Raw genomic sequence first — 17,895 nt, forward strand, 5'->3', positions numbered from 1 at the left:
TGGCTCACGCAAGGTTATCAGCGGGGCAATTCCGAAAGGCAGTGATTGCGGGGTCAATCCCGTCCAATGCAAAGCCGACGGTGACGTCACCCAGCATAGCATAGGCCCGCGTGTTGAATTCCAACCCATTCAGAACATTACCAAAACCACGATCCTTGACCGTCAGGCTGCGGCCATCGGCACTGATGGAGAAGCGGTCTGTCTGGATGTTGATGGGGCGGTCGTTCGCGAAGGCCATGCCAAAGGTTTGGGCGTCGGGCCATGTCGCGTCGGGTAGGGTGACGGTGATGGTGTATTCGGTTATGGCGGGGTCGTATGTGACGGTGATGTCGCCGGTGTCCGACGTGTCAGTCAGCGTGCAGATCGGGCTTGCCGAAAACTCCCACGCGGTGGCGGGGGAGGCGAGGAGGAGGAAGGCGAGAACGGTGCGCATGAGGAGGATGTAGGCGGATCGCGGCGGCGGGCAAGCAACGCGCGGTGGGGTGATGGTGCGGTGTGGACGGGGCGGCCACGGCAGCGCCTGTTAATGTAGGGTTTTATGGGGTGAGCGGCAGTATGGGATGCGTACAGATGCTGTACAGAAGCTGTACGTACAGTTGGCATGGATTTGGTGGGTTAAGGGCGCGTGCGGTGGATGTGTGAATTTGGGGTTAAGGTTTGGGGGTGTCGGGGTGAACCCCGACCTATCGGCGTTATCGAAGAACTATTGGGCCCCGGTGTAGATAACCGGTCCGCGAGTGGCCGGTGCGGGGTGTCATCAGGTGGGGTGGGGTGTGATATGGGTGCGAGCACCCATCCTACGCTTTCTCTGAGTTCTCAATATTTTCTTCATGAGTTCCCATAGTCAAATTCCTTCAAAACTCTAAATCCAAAAAAGTTCCCGCGAAGAAGCGGACGTCTGTCTGGGTATCGCGAAGCGGGGCGATTAAAATCCATTGGTAGCGCATACAGCCCCCCTCTGAGGGCCGGATTGCACTTATCCAGATCAATGGGGATTGCGGCCCATGCGCTGGCTGTCCCCAGATCTGGAACGCTGCTGGTGTAACAAGACGAAGTATATTCGTTTATGTTCCCTGACATGTGTCTTAGACCCCAAGGGTTCGTTGCATTTAGGCTGTCAACTGAAAGCGGCACGCCGTGTGTGGCCAAATCTGGCCGCGAAGTACCCAAATAATTCTCTGTACCAACGCCAGAAAAATTCGCTTGCTCAGAGGTCAAATCATCGCCCTGTGCAAATCGCGTTTCCGTCCCTGCACGTGCGGCATACTCCCACTCGGCTTCTGTCGGAAGTCGATAGTGACCATCGCTAGTTTTTGTATTCAGCCACTCGATGTATGAAAGCGCGTCAAGGTAGTTGATATTGGTAACCGGATGGCGTGTCGTATATTCTGTCGCGCCAACACTCATTTCTGGCTCAAAGCCACCGCATCCGCCGTCCGCGACACATGCATACCATTCACCGAAGGTGATTTCGTTTCGGCCCATGGCGATCTGCAGGTCAATATCAACTTTCACCATCGGAAGTTCACTTGGGCGTGCTGGAAACTCATGTGGTTGAAGCTCCACCAGTCCTTCGGTGGTCAGATGTTTGGTGTACCTGAATTCACCTGATCGCTGTCCCATGACGAACTGCCCCTTTGGCAACTCGATCATTTCAGGACAAACGTCGCAATCGCGGAACGTATCGAAAGGAGCTGCGCTTACGGGCGAAGCGGCCAAAATTGATGCAAAAAGAAGTCGGATCTGAATTCGCCTCGCTAGTTTCGATCGCCACACGATATGGTCGGCTCAGTTCATATAAATTCAATTAGATTCGCTGTCATCTTTTGGTTCGGTGCGATCACGTCCAGCGGCCAGTTGATGTCGCCCGACCGCCACTCATGCGCATGACCGTATAGGGATAATGCAGCAGTTAGGCGAGTGACCGGTTCTGGATGTCCAAACGCTATTTCCGCTTCCCACCATACCTACTCTTCCCCCCACGCATCCCGCCGCGCCCACCGGTGCTGCGCCCGGATGCCTTCTGCGCGTCGTCGACTGCTTTATCCACGGCCTGCTGCCGCGCCAGCGGGTCGTCTGCCACGGTCAGTTCCACCGTTTCCAGCCGCTTCACCTCATCCCGCAGTCTTGCGGCCTCTTCGAACTCCAGGTTCTCTGCTGCCTTGCGCATGTCGGTGCGTAGCCCGTCCAGCACGGCTTGCAGGTTGGCCCCGGCCATCGGTTTGTCGACCTTGGCTGTGACCCGGTTCATGTCGACGTCACCTTTGTAGAGGCCTGCCAGAATATCCTCGACGTTCTTTTTGACCGTCTGTGGCGTGATCCCGTGTTCTTCGTTATAGGCCAGCTGCTTGACCCGTCGCCGTTCGGTTTCCTTCATCGCCCGTTCCATCGAACCCGTGATCCGGTCGGCGTACATGATCACGCGCCCTTCGGCGTTGCGCGCGGCGCGGCCGATGGTTTGCACGAGGGATGTTTCAGACCGCAGGAAGCCTTCTTTGTCGGCATCCAAGATCGCGACCAGCCCGCATTCGGGGATATCGAGGCCTTCGCGCAGCAGGTTGATCCCGATCAGCACATCGAATGCGCCCAAGCGCAGGTCACGCAGGATTTCGATCCGCTCGATCGTGTCGATGTCGCTGTGCATATAGCGGACCTTGATGCCCTGTTCGTGCATGTATTCGGTCAGGTCTTCGGCCATGCGTTTGGTCAGCGTCGTGACCAGCGTGCGATAGCCATCGGCGGCGACCTTGCGGACCTCGTCCAGCAGGTCATCGACTTGCATCTCAACGGGCCGGATTTCAATCTCGGGGTCGATCAGGCCGGTGGGGCGGATGATCTGTTCAGTGAAGACGCCGCCGGCCTGTTCCAGCTCCCACGCCGCGGGCGTGGCCGAGACGAAGACGGATTGCGGGCGCATGGCGTCCCATTCCTCGAACTTCAGGGGCCGGTTGTCCATGCAAGAGGGCAGGCGGAACCCGTGTTCGGCCAGTGTGAATTTGCGCCGGTAGTCGCCTTTGTACATGCCGCCGATTTGGGGGACGGAGACGTGGGATTCGTCGGCGAAGACGATGGCATTGTCGGGGATGAATTCGAACAGGGTGGGCGGTGGCTCGCCCGGTGCGCGGCCTGTGAGGTAGCGCGAGTAGTTTTCGATGCCGTTGCAGACGCCCGTCGCCTCGAGCATTTCCAGATCGAAGTTGCAGCGCTGTTCCAGTCGCTGTGCTTCGAGCAGTTTGCCTTCGCCGACCAATTGGTCCAGCCGCATCCGCAGTTCTTTTTTGATGCCGATGATGGCTTGGTTCATTGTCGGGCGGGGGGTGACGTAGTGACTGTTGGCGTAGATGCGTACCTTTTCAAACGTGTCGGTTTTGTCGCCTGTCAGCGGGTCGAACTCGGTGATGTTCTCCAGCTCTTCCCCAAAGAACGACAGTTTCCATGCGCGGTCATCAAGGTGGGCAGGCCAAACTTCGAGTGAGTCCCCGCGTACCCGGAAGGTGCCCCGCTGAAACGCCTGATCGTTGCGCCGGTATTGCTGCGCGATGAGGTCTGCCATGATCTTGCGCTGGTCGTATTCGCGGCCGACGTGGATGTCTTGCGTCATCGCCCCGTAAGTTTCGACCGACCCGATACCGTAAATGCAGGACACCGAGGCCACGATGATCACATCGTCGCGTTCCAGAAGTGCCCGGGTGGCGGAGTGGCGCATCCGGTCGATCTGTTCGTTGATCTGGGATTCTTTCTCGATGTAGGTGTCCGACCGGGCGACGTAGGCTTCGGGTTGGTAGTAGTCGTAATAAGACACAAAATATTCGACGGCGTTGTCCGGGAAGAACCCTTTGAATTCGCCGTAAAGCTGGGCTGCCAATGTTTTGTTGGGCGCAAGGATGATGGCGGGGCGTTGGGTCTCCTCGATCATCTTGGCCATGGTGAAGGTTTTGCCGGTGCCTGTGGCGCCCAGCAGAACCTGATCGCGTTCGCCGTTCCGGATGCCTTCGGACAATTCCTTGATCGCTGTGGGCTGGTCGCCTGCCGGTTCAAATTCGGTTTGCAGCACGAAGCGCTTGCCGCCTTCCAGCTTTTCGCGGGTTTTGATGTCGGGGGCGGGGTTGGACAGATATTGGTGCTCGTCAGTCGCAGCGTCGGCCATGATGCGGGATCCTTTGGGGTTATCCCTATAGTTGACCCGTTTGGATGGGGGTTCAAGGGTGGCTGCTGACAGGATATGTCAGGAGTGGTGCCGCCTTTGGGCTCTAAGCCTCGGCCAATTCAAGAAATGCCGCTAGATAGGGCTTCCTTCGGACCGCATCCGGGCGCTGGGGGTCACGCCGGTAAATCCGGCGGGCCAGCGAAACTGCGCCCCATTGGATCATGCGTTTGGGGTCTTCGCCCAAAGCGGGAGCGGTGATGGATGCCCTGTGCACGATACCGGCTTTGTAGTCCGCAACAGATGTTTTCGTATAGTCCGGCGCAATCGTCGTACAGCATTCATACGTCGCGTCCGCCCGAAACCCTTTTGGGTCGATGATGCGGGGGCCGTCTGCTGTGAGGATCACGTTTTGCAGCCCAAGATCCCCGTGGATCACATGTTCGCGCCGCATCGTGTCCAGCAGATGTGTCAGTATCTTTCGGGCGCGGGCCAAGTCTGGCTCTGCTTCTGGAGCGCCGAGCTTTCCCGCGGCTTTGTCGAAGGTCTTGGTGAACTTCGGAGTGATGCTGCGATAAAGGAACGGGTATTTGAAGTTGGTTTTGTTTACAATACCCGCGCTTTGCGCCAGGAGCGTGAGGGCCTTCTCCTCTTCCCCTTCCGCGAAAAGCTGATCAAGTGTGGGCCCTTCGAGCCAATCCATCAAGAATGCGGTGCGCAACATATTGACCCGGTGCATCCGGACGGCGGTGCCTGTGGGCAGTGCATCCAAAAAGAGCTTGGCTCCGCCCTCACCGCTGTCGCCAAAGGTTTTCAGCACCTTGAGTGCATAGAGCCCTTTTGCATCTTCTGTCTTGTAGATCGCGGTACGATTGTTTTCGGCAATCTTGTCGAGCAGCCGGATGTTCCATCGTGTCGCCATCTTTGATGCGTGGTCTTTTGACAGCGGTATCGAAATTTTCATTGAAACGCCCTTTGCCGGTTTCATCCGGGTTTGCCTGACGGGGGGTGCAAATACAACATTCAGAGGGTGCAGCGTTTGACCTTGCCGGATAACGCGGTAGTTATCGGCAAGCCCAAGAAGGAGCCAGCCTAATGTCCGACCATATCGATCCCGTCAAACTTGACCGTCTTGCCGAAGTCGCTGTCCGCACTGGCGTGAACCTGCAACCGGGACAGGATTTGGTGATTACCGCCCCGATGGCGGCGCTTGATCTGGTCCGCCGAATTGCCGTGCATGCCTATAAGGCGGGCGGCGGGATTGTGACCCCGTTTTTCAACGATGACGCAATTACTTTGGCGCGGTACGAACATGCCCCCGACGACAGCTTTGATCGCGCGCCTGAGTGGTTGTTTGAGGGGATGGCTGCGGCCTTCAAGGGTGGTGCAGCCCGGATGGCGATCACGGGCGATGATCCTATGTTGCTGGCTGGGCAGGACCCGGAGAAGGTCGCCCGGCTTAGCAAGGCCACATCCATTGCAGCCAAACCTGCGATGAACCCGATTGTCGGGTTTGAGGTGAACTGGAATATCGTCGCTTATCCAGGGGCGGCCTGGGCTGCAAAAGTCTATCCCGATTTGCCGGTGGATGAGGCGCAAGGCAAACTGATGGACGCGATTTATGCTGCGTCTCGTTTGGATGGTGATGATCCTGTGGCCAATTGGGCGGAACATACCGCGACGCTGAAGGAACGGGTGAACTGGTTGAACAGCCAGAATTTTGCCGCACTGCATTACACAGGGCCGGGGACTGATCTGCATCTGGGCCTTGCTGATGGGCATATCTGGAAGGGCGGTGCGTCGCCTGCGCTTAATGGTGTGGTTTGTCAGCCCAACATTCCGACCGAAGAGGTTTTCACTTGCCCGCATGCCTATAAGGTTGAAGGTACGGTTGCCGCGACAAAGCCTCTGGCGCATCAAGGCAGCGTGATTGAAGATATCGCCGTTCGTTTTGAGGCGGGCCGGATCGTTGAAGCCACCGCGTCGAAGGGTGCAGATGTGCTCAACGCTTTGCTCAAGACCGATGATGGTGCCAGCCGGATTGGTGAAGTTGCCCTTGTGCCGCATTCCAGCCCGATCAGCCAGTCAGGGACATTGTTCTATAACACGCTTTTTGATGAAAATGCGTCCTGCCATATCGCGCTGGGCCAGTGTTATGCCGATACAATCGAGGGCGGATCGGAATTTTCACCCGAGGAGTTGAAGCAAAAGGGTGGCAATCAAAGTATCATTCATGTGGACTGGATGATGGGGTCAGATGCGGTTGATATCGACGGGATCACCAAGACGGGCGACCGGGTGCCTGTGATGCGTGGTGGGGAGTGGGCTTGACGCTTGCCTAAAGCCATCGTTTTGCACATATAGAGGACAGCCAAGGGAGACCGCGATGCGCGCACGAATCTACAAGCCAGCCAAAACTGCCATGTCATCCGGCACGGCCAAAACCAAGCATTGGGTTTTGGAGCATGTGGCCGAGACAGCGCGTGAGGTTGACCCGCTGATGGGCTGGACGTCCTCTTCGGACACGCAAGCCCAAGTCAAGTTGGAATTTGACAGCAAAGCGGCCGCGCTGGACTACGCCAAGGAGCATGGGATCGACGCCATTGTGCAAGAGCCCAAATCACGCAAGGCCAATATCCGGCCAGGCGGCTATGGCGAGAATTTCGCGACGAACCGCCGGGGTGCCTGGACGCACTAATTCCGGCTTTTGCGCTTGCCAAACCAGCGCCTTGCGCGCGATACCACAGATGTGCGGTCCGATAGCTCAACTGGATAGAGCAGCTGACTTCTAATCAGCAGGTTGAGGGTTCGAGTCCTTCTCGGATCGCCATTTTATGGAATAAATATCGGTCTTTGGGCGATATGTTGAAGTTCGGCAAAGCGACGTCACGTCGCGCCGTGATTTCAAGACGCCATCCCTCACCACCTAAGTGCATTGACATGTGACCGACGACGGCCAAGGCTGCCGTCTTATTGGGGGTGTATCTGTGCGAAGACTGCTTCGATATCTGGGCGGCGTCGTTTTGGCTTTGGTCCTGCTGTTCGGGCTATCATGGCTGATCTACATGCCAAATGGTGCAGAGAGAGGAGCATGGCGGGCTGATACTGGTGGATCGATCCTGCATCTGACGCCGCTGAAGGCAACGCTTTATAGCGAAAGCAGCCATAGCTGCCTCTCGGCCATCTCTTTTCCGGCGCATATGAAACTGATTGAGCTGGTGGAAGGCGCGCGCGTTTCAGTCGTCGAGGATCAGCTTCATCTTGCGTTAGACGGCAGTCTTGGGGTCCATCGGTTTGACAAGCTTGACAGGCTGCCGCCCGCTTGCACCGACCCTGATCCCAGCACAGCAACCGCGCGTGATATTTTTGACGCCGCATGGGCGGCGCTTGATGAACATTACGCTTTCTTCGATTTGCATGGGGTGGATTGGCGTGCGAGGCGTGCTCTTGCCCCTGAACCGGGTGGTGCCAGTCCGGTCAGCGCTGAGGATGTCAATGCCATGCTTCTGAGCATGACTGCGGGGCTGGACGATGGTCACCTTCACTTTGGATCTGATCAGATCGGGTATCAGTCCCCATCGGTAGCGCCGGCATGGATCCCTGAGGGTGGCAGCCTGACGCGCGACATCCTCCACAACATCGCCCTGTCAAACGCTGGGACCACCCTGACCCAAAAGGGGACCGAGCCAATCTTTTATGGGCTTCGCAGTGATGGGATCGGCTACATATCGGTCCGGGAAATGGACGTCACGGTACCCTTTGGTGGGAACAGCACAGACGCGATGGCAGCCATATTCGGAGAGGTGCTCGCGGCCCTGTCAGACGCCAAAGCCTTGGTCATTGATATCCGATACAATCCTGGTGGTTCTGACACGGTGTCTTTTGGCTTGGCCGGCCATTTCATCCAGACACCTTTGGAGGCATTCACAAAGACCACGCGCATTGGGGACGCACAGACAGCCCCTTTCGTTGGTGTTGTCGCGCCTGTCGACGGCACACCAGACCCGCGACCGGTTGTCCTGCTGACTTCGCAATTGACAGGAAGTGCAGCGGAAATTCTGACACTGGCGATGCGAGAGCTTGATCAGGTCACGACACTGGGTGAACCAACTGGCGGTGGGCTGTCAGATGTGATGGGTTTCACATTGCCAAACGGGTGGGGTCTGGGGCTATCAAATCAAACCTATCTGACAATGGACGGTGAGCTTTTCGAAGGGATTGGCATTCCTCCCGATATCGCCGTGCCGTTCGAGACCACGCAGTATCTTGCTGCACGTGATCCTGTGCTGGCAGCGGGGTTCAGCAAGGCGCTTGAGCTAGCCCAAAAGGCGCTCGCCGGTGTCGCTGTCAAATAGATGGGCCTGGCCCGGTTGGATTGAGAAGCGCGTTTCAGCGTTTTGGCCGTCCAGGATATGGACACCCGGCATGCTGGCCGTGAAATCAGCGTGGCTGTTGGCAAGTTCGCAATGCAGGAGGGTGTTCGCCCCCAGTGGTTCTGCCATCCTAGCGGTGACGCGGATTGGGCCGTGCGCATCAGCAACCAAATGTTCTGGACGGATCCCGAATTTTACTGGTCCGTCTGGGCTGGTCGTTTCCGCGATGGGCTGGTCGCCCAGAAACACCTGCCCGTTTTTGATTTCCGCATCCAGAATATTCATCGCGGGGCTGCCGATGAATTGGGCTGCGAAAAGGGTGCGTGGTGTCTCATAGACCTCAAGCGGGGTGCCGATCTGTTCAGCGATGCCGCCGTTCATCACGATCATGCGGTCGGCCATTGTCATCGCCTCAACCTGATCATGGGTGACGTAAAGCGCGGTGATCCCCAGCTTTGATTGAAGTTCCTTAATCTCCAGCCGCATTTGGACGCGGAGCTTTGCGTCGAGGTTGGAAAGCGGTTCGTCAAACAGGAATACCGCCGGTTCACGCACAATCGCGCGCCCCATCGCGACGCGTTGGCGTTGTCCGCCAGACAATTCGCGTGGTTTACGATCCAGCAGCGGTTCGAGTTGTAACAGTTGGGCCGCTTCGAGCACCTTGGCGTCAATCTGATCTTTGGGTAACTTGGCGATCTTGAGTCCGTAGCCCATGTTCTGCCGCACCGACATATGCGGATAAAGCGCGTAATTCTGGAACACCATCGCGATGTCGCGATCCATCGGTTCCTTATCGTTGGCGCGTGTGCCGCCGATCAGGACATCACCTGCGGTCACCGTCTCCAGTCCCGCAACCATCCGCAGCAGCGTGGACTTACCGCATCCTGACGGCCCGACAATGACGATAAACTCACCATCGGCAATGTCGGTCGTGATGCCATGGATCACGTCCGTCGCGCCAAAGCTTTTCTTAATGTCTTGCAGGGAAACTGTCGCCATCTCTTACTTCTCGCTATCGACAAGGCCGCGTATAAACAGCCGTTGCATGCCGACCACAACGATCACCGGCGGGATCATCGCAAGGATGGATGTCGCCATGATTGTGGGCCAATGGGCAAAGTCATCGCCCGACGGGAACATCTGTTTGATGCCCATCACGATGGTGTTCATTTCGGGATCGGTGGTGATCAGCAGCGGCCAGAGGTATTGGTTCCAGCCGTAGATGAACAAGATCACAAAAAGTGCCGCGATATTCGTGCGGCTCATCGGGACAACGATATCCCAGAAAAACCGCATAGGGCGGGCCCCGTCGACGCGGGCGGCCTCGGCCAGTTCATCCGGGATTGTGAGGAAGAACTGGCGAAACAGGAAAGTTGCCGTGGCCGACGCAATCAGCGGGAAGATTAGGCCGGAGTACGAATTGAGCATCCCAAAGCCTGCCACAACTTCGTAGGTTGGCACGATCCGCACCTCGACCGGCAACATCAGTGTCAGAAAAATCAGCCAGAAGAACAGGTTCCGGCCCGGGAATTTGAAATAGACGATGGCAAAGGCAGACAGCAGTGAGATGATGATTTTGCCGACCGCAATGCCAATCGCCATGACCAGACTGTTCACAAGCATCGTACCCACGGGGACATTGATCCCTGAAAACAGCGCATTCTTATAGTTGGTCCAAAGCTGGTCACCGGGCCACACCGGCATGGGTGGGCGGATGATGTCGGCCTGCGTCACGGTCGAGGCGACAAAGGCCAGCCAGATCGGAAAGAAGATTACCAGCACGCCAAGGATCATGAAGACATGGGTAAGCCACAGGCCAGAGCCGCGCTTTTCCACCATGCCATGCGTTTCCCGCGCCATCAGTAATGCACCCGCTTTTCGATGAATTTGAACTGAAGGACAGTCAGCAGCCCGACCACGATCAGCAGGATCACGGACTGCGCCGAGGATGAGCCAAGGTCTTGGCTGACGAACCCGTCTGAATAGACCTTGTAAACAAGGATCGTTGTCGTCTGCTGTGGTCCGCCTGCGGTGATCGTGTGGATCACGCCGAAGGTTTCAAAGAAGGAATAGACGATATTGACGACCAGCAAGAAGAAGGTCGTCGGCGACAAAAGCGGCAGCACGATGGTCCAGAACCGCCGCCAGAAATGCGCGCCGTCAATGGCCGCCGCTTCGATCACGGATTTTGGGACAGCCTGAAGCGCTGCAAAGAAGAACAGGAAGTTATAGCTGATCCGGCCCCATGCGGATGCGACGACGACCAAACCCATCGCCTCGCCCCCGTTCAGCACATGGTTCCAGTCGTATCCCAACTGGCCCAGATACCATGACACAACGCCGACGCGGGTGTTGAACATGAACAGCCACAACACGCCTGCGACAGCCGGGGCCACCGCATAGGGCCAGATCAGCAAGGTGCGGTAGACGCCTGAGCCTTTGATCAAGCGATCTGCGATGACCGCGAGAAAGAGCGCGGGGATCATGGAGCAGAGCGTCACAAGGATCGAAAAGACCGCCGTTGTCACGAATGACGCGCGATAGAACGGGTCTGACAGAAGAAACTCAAAATTGCCCAACCCGACCCATTGCATCGATAGACCAAAAGGATCGGGGATGAACAGCGATTGCCAGATTGCCTGCCCCGCAGGATAGAAAAAGAACACAGCCGAGATCACGACTTGCGGTGCGATCAGCAGCGCTGGCAACAACCAGCCTTTGAATTTGACCCGTTTTTCCATCGACTCACGCGGCAGAAAAGGCGGACCATTTGGCCCGCCTTTCTGTTTGCCTTAGCCGTTGGCCGCTTCGAACCGGCGCAAGAGCGCGTCACCGCGTGCTTTCGCGCTGTCCATGGCTTCCTGTGCTGTCTTATCGCCAGCCCAGATCGCCTCTAGCTCTTCGTCAATGATCCCGCGGATCTGATCAAAGGACCCCAAACGCAAACCTTTGGAATTCGCCGTTGGCTCATTCGCCGTCATCTGCGTGACGGCCACGTCGGTGCCGGGGTTCTCTTCGTAGAAACCCGCAAGACGCGTTGCTTCGCCAGCCGCTGCGGTGATTGGCAGATAGCCTGTGTTCTGGTGCCACTGCGCTTGCACGTCGCTGGATGACAGGAAGGCGAGGAATTCACCGACACCGGCATATTCCGCGTCTTCATGGCCTTCCATTACCCAAAGGGATGCACCGCCGATGATCGTATTCTGCGGCGCGTTTCCGACGCCTTCCCAATAGGGCAGCGGACGCACATCGAAATCAAACTCGGCCTCGGCCTTGATGCCCGCATAGCCCGCAGAGCTTTCGGTAAAGAGCGCGCATTCGCCTGAGCGGAAGTTTGCACCACCTTCGTTGCGACGACCGGTGTAGATGAACTTGCCATCCTGCGCCCACTCACCCATCGCGGTCAGGTGCGCGACTTGGGCTTCACCGTTCAGCATCAGTTCCGTGTCGAGCCCGGCAAAACCATTGTCTTGGCTGGCAAATGGGACGTCATGATAGGCCGAGAAGTTTTCAAGATGAATCCAGCTTTGCCACGCGGTGACCAATGGGCATTCTGATCCACCCGCTTTCAGCGCTTCGAGCGTTTCACCCACGTTTTGCCATGTTGACAGATCGGTGTCCGGATCGACACCAGCCGCTTCAAAAGCGTCGCGGTTCACCCACAAAACAGGGGTGGATGAGTTGAAAGGCAGCGACAGCATCTCGCCATCGGTCGTGGTGTAGTAGCCTTTGACCGAACCAATGTAGGCGTTTGGATCAAATTCTGCCCCACTCTGGGCCATGACTTCAAACACGGGCCGCGTAGCGCCTTGCGCTGACATCATCGTGGCTGTGCCGACCTCAAACACCATCAAAATATGCGGATGCTCGCCCGCGCGGAATGCCGCGATGCCAGAGTTGAGCGTTTCAGAATAGTTGCCCTTATGGCTTTGCACGACGACATAGTCGCTTTGGCTGGCGTTGAATTCTTCAACCTGTGCTGCGACCAATTCGCCTAAGCGACCCGTGAAAGCATGCCAGAATTGCACTTCGGTTTGTGCCATTGCCGCGACTGGCGACAGAAGTGTGGATGCGGCAAGAATGCCGAATATAGATCTTGTCATTGTTTCCCCCCTTGCACCACAGCGGTGCGTTGCCACGTTGCACCGTTGTCAGAGCACGGCACAGTTTATTGACAACAAAACGATACACGGCTGCGCAAATTAAGCAAGAAATGCGCGAACTCAGCGACGCAGCGCGCAACTTCTGATAGGTCTTTCCGGGGGAAAGCATTAGAATTTCGATGGCAGCCAGAGTGAAACGGCAGGCACATAGGTGACCAGAATCAAAGCACCAAGGATGGCGAGATAGAATGGCCAGATCGACTTGAGCGCCTCTTCTATTTTGATCTTGCCCACGGCGCAGCCGACAAAGAGACACGTTCCGACCGGCGGCGTGCAAAGGCCCAGCCCGAGGTTCATCAGCATCATGATACCAAACTGCGTCGGGTCCATACCCAGCCCTTTGGCAATGGGCAGGAAGATGGGTGTGCAGATCAGGATCAAGGCTGCCATGTCCATAATCATCCCGAGGATCAACAAGATGACGTTGATCATCAGCAAGATGATGATCGGATTATCCGAGATGGTGACCAGTGCTTCGCTCAGGCGCGTTGGGACCTGATACAAGGCCAAGAGATAGGCAAACGAGCTTGCGAAAGCGATAAGGATCATAACCATCGCAGTCGTCCGGACGGTGCCTGTGATCGCCAGAATGAAGGATTTCCAGCTGAGGCTGCGATAGTAGAAGGTGGTCAGCAGGATCGCGTAGATCGCCCCAAATGCGCCGGATTCTGTCACTGTAAACACGCCCGATAGGGTCCCACCAACGATGATTACCGCCGTCATGAAGCCGGGGATCGCGTCTGCAGCACTGCGCCTGACTTCACGCCAGCCGGGAAAGGGTTCGGCGGGGTAGTTGTGTTTGATCGAAAGGAAATATGCCGCAATCGCGAGGCTGCCGCACATGAGGATGCCGGGGATCACACCGGCCAGAAAAAGCGAGGAGACAGACAAGCCGCCACCGGCCGCGACGGCAAAGATAATCATATTGTGGCTAGGCGGGATGACGATACCGGCGATTGAGGATGTCACGGTGACGTTGACCGCGAAATCCGGGCGATAACCGCGTTCTTTCATCACGGGTACAAGGATTGAACCAAGTGCCGAGATGTCCGCAACCGCAGATCCGGAGATGCCGCCAAACAGCATGCTTGAGAAGATGTTGACCATCGCCAGACCACCTTTGAGGTGACCAACCAATGCAGAGGCCAGTTTCACCAACCGCACGGCGATCCCGCCATGCAGCATGATCTCTCCGGCGAGGACAAAGAAAGGGATTGCGAGCAAGGAAAAGACGGACACGCCCGCGGTCGCACGCTGGAACGTGATCAACATCGGGAAACCTTCGTACCAGAAGGCAGATGCCGCCGCGAGGCCCATTGCAAAGGCAACCGGCATGCCGATAACGACGCCAATACCAAATACGACCAAAAGGATCGTCAGGCCCATATCAGGTCTCCTGCGTTTGTGGAGTGGGGTGCCAATCGGCGTATTTGATGATGCGGATCACGCCGCGTGCGCCGGCGTGCAGGACGATCAACGCGCCACAGAGTGTTATGGCCAGCGTGCGGAAGCTTTCGGGAATTTCGAGCATGGGCAGGTTTGAGTCCCAGCCAAAGCGCATCAGTTCGATCCCGGCAATCACCATAACGAAACCGAAGGCGGCAAGGATGAAGTCAATCACAATGATAATCAGCTTCTGGATTGGAACGGGCATAAGATCGCGGAACAACGTCACGCCAAGGTGGGTGTCGTCGCGGACCCCGGCTGCCGCGCCCAAAAAGGCAATGTAGCAGATCAGCAGAAGTGCGAGTTGTTCGACCCATGTGGGTGTCACGTTCAAGACATAGCGGCCAAACACCAGCCAGCCGAAGGTGACAATCAAGACAACGAGAGCAAATGAAGCGGTAAAAATACTGATCCATTGCACAGCGGCCAGAACCGTCTCGCATCGATCTATCAGGGACTTACGACTACGCATCACTGCCTCAAGGTTTTCGTATCAGGTTGCAAAATGGCCCGCGCCGCAAGGGCACGGGCCACCTTAGCATAGGCGAAGACTTAGCCTGCGTCGCGGATCAAGTTGACCAGATCAGCGAGGTCAGGATTGGCTTCGAGGAAGCTTTCGTAGACGGGAGCCATTGCATCCTGAAATGGTGCTTTGTCTGCAATGGTGTTTACGATTGTGCCGCCGCCTTCAACGATTTCCATGCTGGCGGCTTCACGTGCCTGCCACAGTTCGCGCTGTTCGTTTGCGCTATTGCGACCTGCTTCCATCACAAGCGTTTGCTGTTCTGGAGTGAGTTTATCCCATGTCGCCTTGCTCATGCAAAGGCACTCCGGGATGATGAGGTGTTCTGTGAGTGAGTAGTATTTTGCCACTTCAAAGTGGCTGGTGGACTCGTAGGATGGTGGGTTGTTTTCAGCGCCGTCAACGACGCCAGTTTGGATTGATTGATAGACTTCAGCGAAGGCCATGGGTGTTGCATTGCCGTCCATTGATCTGACCATTTGCACAAACAAATCGTTGCTCATGACGCGGATCTTCAGACCCTCGACATCAGCAGGCGTGTTGATCGGACGGACAGAGTTATAGAATGAACGCGCACCGGCATCGTACCAGCCCAAAGGAACAATTCCGCGTTCCATCATGCCTTCGCCGATTGCTTCGCCGACAGCGCCGTCCATCAACTCATACATCTGTGGGATGCTGCTGAAGATAAAGGGCAGCGACACCACGTTGGTTTCAGGAACAGATGTGCCCATCGGCCCAAGGCTGAAGACACCGAAGTCGATGACGCCAAGGCGTACCTGCTCGATCGCGTCAGGCTGGCTGCCCAGAACGCCGTTGTGGAACGTCTTTGCGGTGATCTCGCCACCGGTCAATTCCGCCACCTGTGCTGTGAACGAATCCATTGCGACAGAAACGGGATAGTCTTCGACGTGGATGTTCCAGCCGCGGAGCTCTTGTGCGGCGACCGAAGTTGCCGCAAGCGCCATGCAGCCACCAAGAAGGGCGCCGCGAAGTGTGAAAATTTTGGTCATTTGATCCTCCCAGATACATTTTGGTTGGCACGGCACCCGAGCCCGAAGGCAAATTGGGAAATCGCTACAACAGGTATACTAGTATTACTAGATTCTCTCCGTGTCAATCAAACCTATCAAATTCCGGTCAGATACGGATGATCGCGACGAATAAAATGACCCGCGAACGATTGGTGTCGCATGTAAGTATAATGGGCATGTCTCTAAACTGTGCCGCGTGGTGGTCGATCGTTCTCTTTTGTGAAGATCATGCCATCCAGCAGTTCTGTCAGTTCGGGCCGCGCTGATGGTCCGTTTGAAATCGCAATCAGTAGGACGCTGCCGTCCGGACGGATCACAAATGTGCCCGGTTCCGCAAATCGACGGTCTGTTTCGGAAGCAGAAAGCGGATCGGTAATATAGAGACCCAATTGGGCCATCTGCTCTTCGGACATGTCATAGCCGAGAGGAAAACGCCATCCAAACTCCTTTTGGTCGGCATCTGCCTTTTCGTGGGGATCGGCGGAAACCACGGCGATATCAAAACCGGCAGCGGTCCAGTCTGCCTGCATGCCATCGAGGATGTTGAGATATTTCTTGCATCGTGGACAATGCCTGCCCCGATAAACGACGAGAAGTGTCCAGTTTTCTGCAGCGCCCCCGATGGTGAGTGTTCCGCCACCCACCTGCGCAAATGACATTTGTTCAATAAGGCTTCCTGGGATGAGTTTCGGTGCTGGCATGGGGTTGGCTCCAATATCTGCTGCATGTTCCGCTGATGTTATGACGTGACAGTTAGCAGTCCGGCAACTAGGATACCAGTTGGAGCGACACGGGGGATTTTATGACGCTGTTGAATAGTGACCGGTTATTCCCGGTTGAGCCGGCGGTGCGTGACCTTGCCCGCGATCTGTATGAGGATGTTCAGACGCTACCGATCATCAGCCCGCATGGCCATACGGATCCGCGGTGGTTTGCCGAAGATGAGGCGTTCGCCAATCCCTCTGAGTTGTTCGTCACGCCTGACCACTATGTTTTTCGCATGCTGCATTCGCAGGGGATATCATTGGAGAGCCTTGGCGTTCAGCGCGTTGATGGCGGTGTAGTTGAGCAGGACCCGCGCAAGATTTGGCGGATATTTGCTGAGAATTATCACCTTTTTCGCGGGACGCCGTCACGCATTTGGGTGGATCATGCGCTGCAAGAGGTTTTTGGGGTCACCAAGCGCCTTGGTGCGCAAACTGCGGACGACATCTATGATCAGATCAATGATTGTCTTGCACAAGACGCGTTCCGCCCACGCGCTCTTTTTGAGAGGTTCAACATAGAGGCCATTTCGACGACCGAGAGTGCGATCGACGATTTGCGATGGCATAAGATGATACGTGACAGTGGCTGGGCCGGGAATGTCGTGACTGCCTACCGGCCAGATGCTGTGGTTGATCCTGAATTTGAAGATTTTGCGCAGAATGTCGAAAAACTGGGTGAGTTGACGGGCGAAGATGCGACATCATGGCAGGGTTATTTGGCGGCACACCGAAACCGGCGCACCTTTTTCAAGAGTTTCGGCGCAACCTCTTCGGATCATGGGCACCCGACAGCCCGCACCGAGGATTTGGCGCCGGATGTTGCTGCGGCGATTTTCGACAAGGCCTTGCGAGGGGATTGCAGCGCGGACGAAGCGGATGCCTTTCGCGGTCATATGCTAACGGAAATGGCACGAATGAGTTTGGATGATGGGCTTGTTCTGCAAATCCATCCGGGGTCCTACCGCAATCATTCTGATGCGATGTTTGGCAAGTTTGGACGCGATAAAGGGTACGATATTCCAACGCGGACCGATTATGTTCATGCCCTCAAGCCACTGCTGGACGCTGTTGGCCAAGAACCGGGGCTGACGGTTATCCTGTTCACGCTGGATGAAACCGCGGTTCCTCGCGAGTTGGCGCCACTTGCGGGGGTCTATCCTGCACTGAAGCTTGGACCGCCTTGGTGGTTCCATGACAGCGCAGAAGGCATGCGGCGGTTCCGGGAAACCGCCACAGAGACAGCCGGCTTTTACAACACAGTTGGCTTTAATGATGACACCCGCGCGTTTTGTTCGATCCCGGCACGCCATGATGTCGCCCGCCGGATCGACTGCGGCTATCTTGCGACGTTGGTGAAGACCGGTCGACTTGATGCAGATGAGGCGCCCGAGGTTGCCCATGATCTGGCCTACGGCCTTGCAAAGCGGGCCTATCGGTTTTGACGC

16 protein-coding genes and 1 tRNA gene are annotated in these 17,895 nt (G+C 56.5%); 5 read left to right on the forward strand and 12 right to left on the reverse strand.

Translation table 11 applies throughout. From position 1 onward, the window contains the following. Positions 1-4: 4 nt before the first annotated feature. From ACZ1G5_RS13280 to ACZ1G5_RS13295, 4 genes are all read right to left on the reverse strand, one after another. Positions 5-433 (reverse strand): excinuclease ABC subunit B, encoded by a 429-nt coding sequence (locus ACZ1G5_RS13280; RefSeq protein WP_472733293.1) that lies wholly within the window; start codon positions 431-433, stop codon positions 5-7. A 395-nt stretch (positions 434-828) separates the two neighbouring features. Beyond that, on the reverse strand, positions 829-1,653 hold the full coding sequence (locus ACZ1G5_RS13285) for a formylglycine-generating enzyme family protein (RefSeq protein ID WP_472733294.1): 825 nt from the start codon (positions 1,651-1,653) through the stop codon (positions 829-831). 292 nt (positions 1,654-1,945) lie between these two features. Beyond that, positions 1,946-4,147, reverse strand: coding sequence for an excinuclease ABC subunit UvrB (gene uvrB / locus ACZ1G5_RS13290; protein WP_472733295.1), 2,202 nt, complete (start codon positions 4,145-4,147; stop codon positions 1,946-1,948). Between the two features lie 103 nt (positions 4,148-4,250). After that, positions 4,251-5,108 (reverse strand): aminoglycoside phosphotransferase family protein, encoded by an 858-nt coding sequence (locus ACZ1G5_RS13295; RefSeq protein ID WP_472733296.1) that lies wholly within the window; start codon positions 5,106-5,108, stop codon positions 4,251-4,253. A 131-nt stretch (positions 5,109-5,239) separates the two neighbouring features. Between ACZ1G5_RS13295 and ACZ1G5_RS13300 the strand changes: the two genes are divergently transcribed. From ACZ1G5_RS13300 to ACZ1G5_RS13315, 4 genes are all read left to right on the forward strand, one after another. Further along, positions 5,240-6,475, forward strand: coding sequence for an aminopeptidase (locus ACZ1G5_RS13300; protein WP_472733297.1), 1,236 nt, complete (start codon positions 5,240-5,242; stop codon positions 6,473-6,475). 55 nt (positions 6,476-6,530) lie between these two features. Beyond that, positions 6,531-6,842 (forward strand): ETC complex I subunit, encoded by a 312-nt coding sequence (locus ACZ1G5_RS13305; RefSeq protein ID WP_472733298.1) that lies wholly within the window; start codon positions 6,531-6,533, stop codon positions 6,840-6,842. Between the two features lie 55 nt (positions 6,843-6,897). Next, positions 6,898-6,974 (forward strand) — tRNA-Arg (locus tag ACZ1G5_RS13310). A gap of 157 nt (positions 6,975-7,131) precedes the next feature. Beyond that, complete coding sequence (locus ACZ1G5_RS13315) at positions 7,132-8,499, forward strand: S41 family peptidase (protein ID WP_472733299.1); 1,368 nt, start codon at positions 7,132-7,134, stop codon at positions 8,497-8,499. On the opposite strand, the gene ACZ1G5_RS13320 is transcribed toward ACZ1G5_RS13315, so the two are convergent. The 8 genes from ACZ1G5_RS13320 to ACZ1G5_RS13355 form a co-directional block, all read right to left on the reverse strand. Further along, the gene (locus ACZ1G5_RS13320) at positions 8,461-9,516 is read right to left on the reverse strand and encodes an ABC transporter ATP-binding protein (RefSeq protein ID WP_472733300.1); all 1,056 of its coding nucleotides are present in this window, start codon (positions 9,514-9,516) and stop codon (positions 8,461-8,463) included. The genes ACZ1G5_RS13315 and ACZ1G5_RS13320 overlap by 39 nt on opposite strands. A gap of 3 nt (positions 9,517-9,519) precedes the next feature. Continuing rightward, entirely contained in the window at positions 9,520-10,356 is an 837-nt protein-coding gene (gene ugpE / locus ACZ1G5_RS13325) for a sn-glycerol-3-phosphate ABC transporter permease UgpE (RefSeq protein ID WP_472734337.1), read from the reverse strand. Between the two features lie 20 nt (positions 10,357-10,376). After that, on the reverse strand, positions 10,377-11,258 hold the full coding sequence (ugpA, locus tag ACZ1G5_RS13330; protein ID WP_247226794.1) for a sn-glycerol-3-phosphate ABC transporter permease UgpA: 882 nt from the start codon (positions 11,256-11,258) through the stop codon (positions 10,377-10,379). A 51-nt stretch (positions 11,259-11,309) separates the two neighbouring features. After that, positions 11,310-12,620: a sn-glycerol-3-phosphate ABC transporter substrate-binding protein UgpB gene (ugpB, locus tag ACZ1G5_RS13335; protein ID WP_472733301.1), complete on the reverse strand. Its 1,311-nt coding sequence runs from the start codon at positions 12,618-12,620 to the stop codon at positions 11,310-11,312. A gap of 168 nt (positions 12,621-12,788) precedes the next feature. Then, positions 12,789-14,066, reverse strand: coding sequence for a TRAP transporter large permease (locus tag ACZ1G5_RS13340; protein WP_472733302.1), 1,278 nt, complete (start codon positions 14,064-14,066; stop codon positions 12,789-12,791). A gap of 1 nt (position 14,067) precedes the next feature. Continuing rightward, positions 14,068-14,598, reverse strand: a complete 531-nt coding sequence (locus tag ACZ1G5_RS13345; RefSeq protein ID WP_472733303.1) for a TRAP transporter small permease — start codon at positions 14,596-14,598, stop codon at positions 14,068-14,070. 80 nt (positions 14,599-14,678) lie between these two features. Next, positions 14,679-15,662, reverse strand: a complete 984-nt coding sequence (locus ACZ1G5_RS13350; protein WP_472733304.1) for a TRAP transporter substrate-binding protein — start codon at positions 15,660-15,662, stop codon at positions 14,679-14,681. 203 nt (positions 15,663-15,865) lie between these two features. Continuing rightward, positions 15,866-16,384, reverse strand: coding sequence for a redoxin domain-containing protein (locus tag ACZ1G5_RS13355; RefSeq protein ID WP_472733305.1), 519 nt, complete (start codon positions 16,382-16,384; stop codon positions 15,866-15,868). A 101-nt stretch (positions 16,385-16,485) separates the two neighbouring features. Between ACZ1G5_RS13355 and uxaC the strand changes: the two genes are divergently transcribed. Beyond that, on the forward strand, positions 16,486-17,892 hold the full coding sequence (gene uxaC, locus ACZ1G5_RS13360) for a glucuronate isomerase (RefSeq protein ID WP_472733306.1): 1,407 nt from the start codon (positions 16,486-16,488) through the stop codon (positions 17,890-17,892). Positions 17,893-17,895: the final 3 nt, after the last annotated feature.

It is taken from the genome of Yoonia sp. JB2-21 (assembly GCF_055693545.1).

What these genes read in the sequence shown, in the direction of transcription:
- ACZ1G5_RS13305 (WP_472733298.1), top strand. Translation starts at nt 6,531, where the DNA reads ATGCGCGCACGAATCTACAAGCCAGCCAAAACTGCCATGTCATCCGGC.
- uvrB (WP_472733295.1), bottom strand. Translation starts at nt 4,147, where the DNA reads ATGGCCGACGCTGCGACTGACGAGCACCAATATCTGTCCAACCCCGCC.
- ACZ1G5_RS13350 (WP_472733304.1), bottom strand. Translation starts at nt 15,662, where the DNA reads ATGACCAAAATTTTCACACTTCGCGGCGCCCTTCTTGGTGGCTGCATG.
- ugpE (WP_472734337.1), bottom strand. Translation starts at nt 10,356, where the DNA reads ATGGTGGAAAAGCGCGGCTCTGGCCTGTGGCTTACCCATGTCTTCATG.
- ACZ1G5_RS13355 (WP_472733305.1), bottom strand. Translation starts at nt 16,384, where the DNA reads ATGCCAGCACCGAAACTCATCCCAGGAAGCCTTATTGAACAAATGTCA.
- ACZ1G5_RS13280 (WP_472733293.1), bottom strand. Translation starts at nt 433, where the DNA reads ATGCGCACCGTTCTCGCCTTCCTCCTCCTCGCCTCCCCCGCCACCGCG.
- ACZ1G5_RS13295 (WP_472733296.1), bottom strand. Translation starts at nt 5,108, where the DNA reads ATGAAAATTTCGATACCGCTGTCAAAAGACCACGCATCAAAGATGGCG.
- ACZ1G5_RS13300 (WP_472733297.1), top strand. Translation starts at nt 5,240, where the DNA reads ATGTCCGACCATATCGATCCCGTCAAACTTGACCGTCTTGCCGAAGTC.
- ACZ1G5_RS13285 (WP_472733294.1), bottom strand. Translation starts at nt 1,653, where the DNA reads ATGATCGAGTTGCCAAAGGGGCAGTTCGTCATGGGACAGCGATCAGGT.
- ugpB (WP_472733301.1), bottom strand. Translation starts at nt 12,620, where the DNA reads ATGACAAGATCTATATTCGGCATTCTTGCCGCATCCACACTTCTGTCG.
- ACZ1G5_RS13345 (WP_472733303.1), bottom strand. Translation starts at nt 14,598, where the DNA reads ATGCGTAGTCGTAAGTCCCTGATAGATCGATGCGAGACGGTTCTGGCC.
- ACZ1G5_RS13320 (WP_472733300.1), bottom strand. Translation starts at nt 9,516, where the DNA reads ATGGCGACAGTTTCCCTGCAAGACATTAAGAAAAGCTTTGGCGCGACG.
- uxaC (WP_472733306.1), top strand. Translation starts at nt 16,486, where the DNA reads ATGACGCTGTTGAATAGTGACCGGTTATTCCCGGTTGAGCCGGCGGTG.
- ugpA (WP_247226794.1), bottom strand. Translation starts at nt 11,258, where the DNA reads ATGGAAAAACGGGTCAAATTCAAAGGCTGGTTGTTGCCAGCGCTGCTG.
- ACZ1G5_RS13340 (WP_472733302.1), bottom strand. Translation starts at nt 14,066, where the DNA reads ATGGGCCTGACGATCCTTTTGGTCGTATTTGGTATTGGCGTCGTTATC.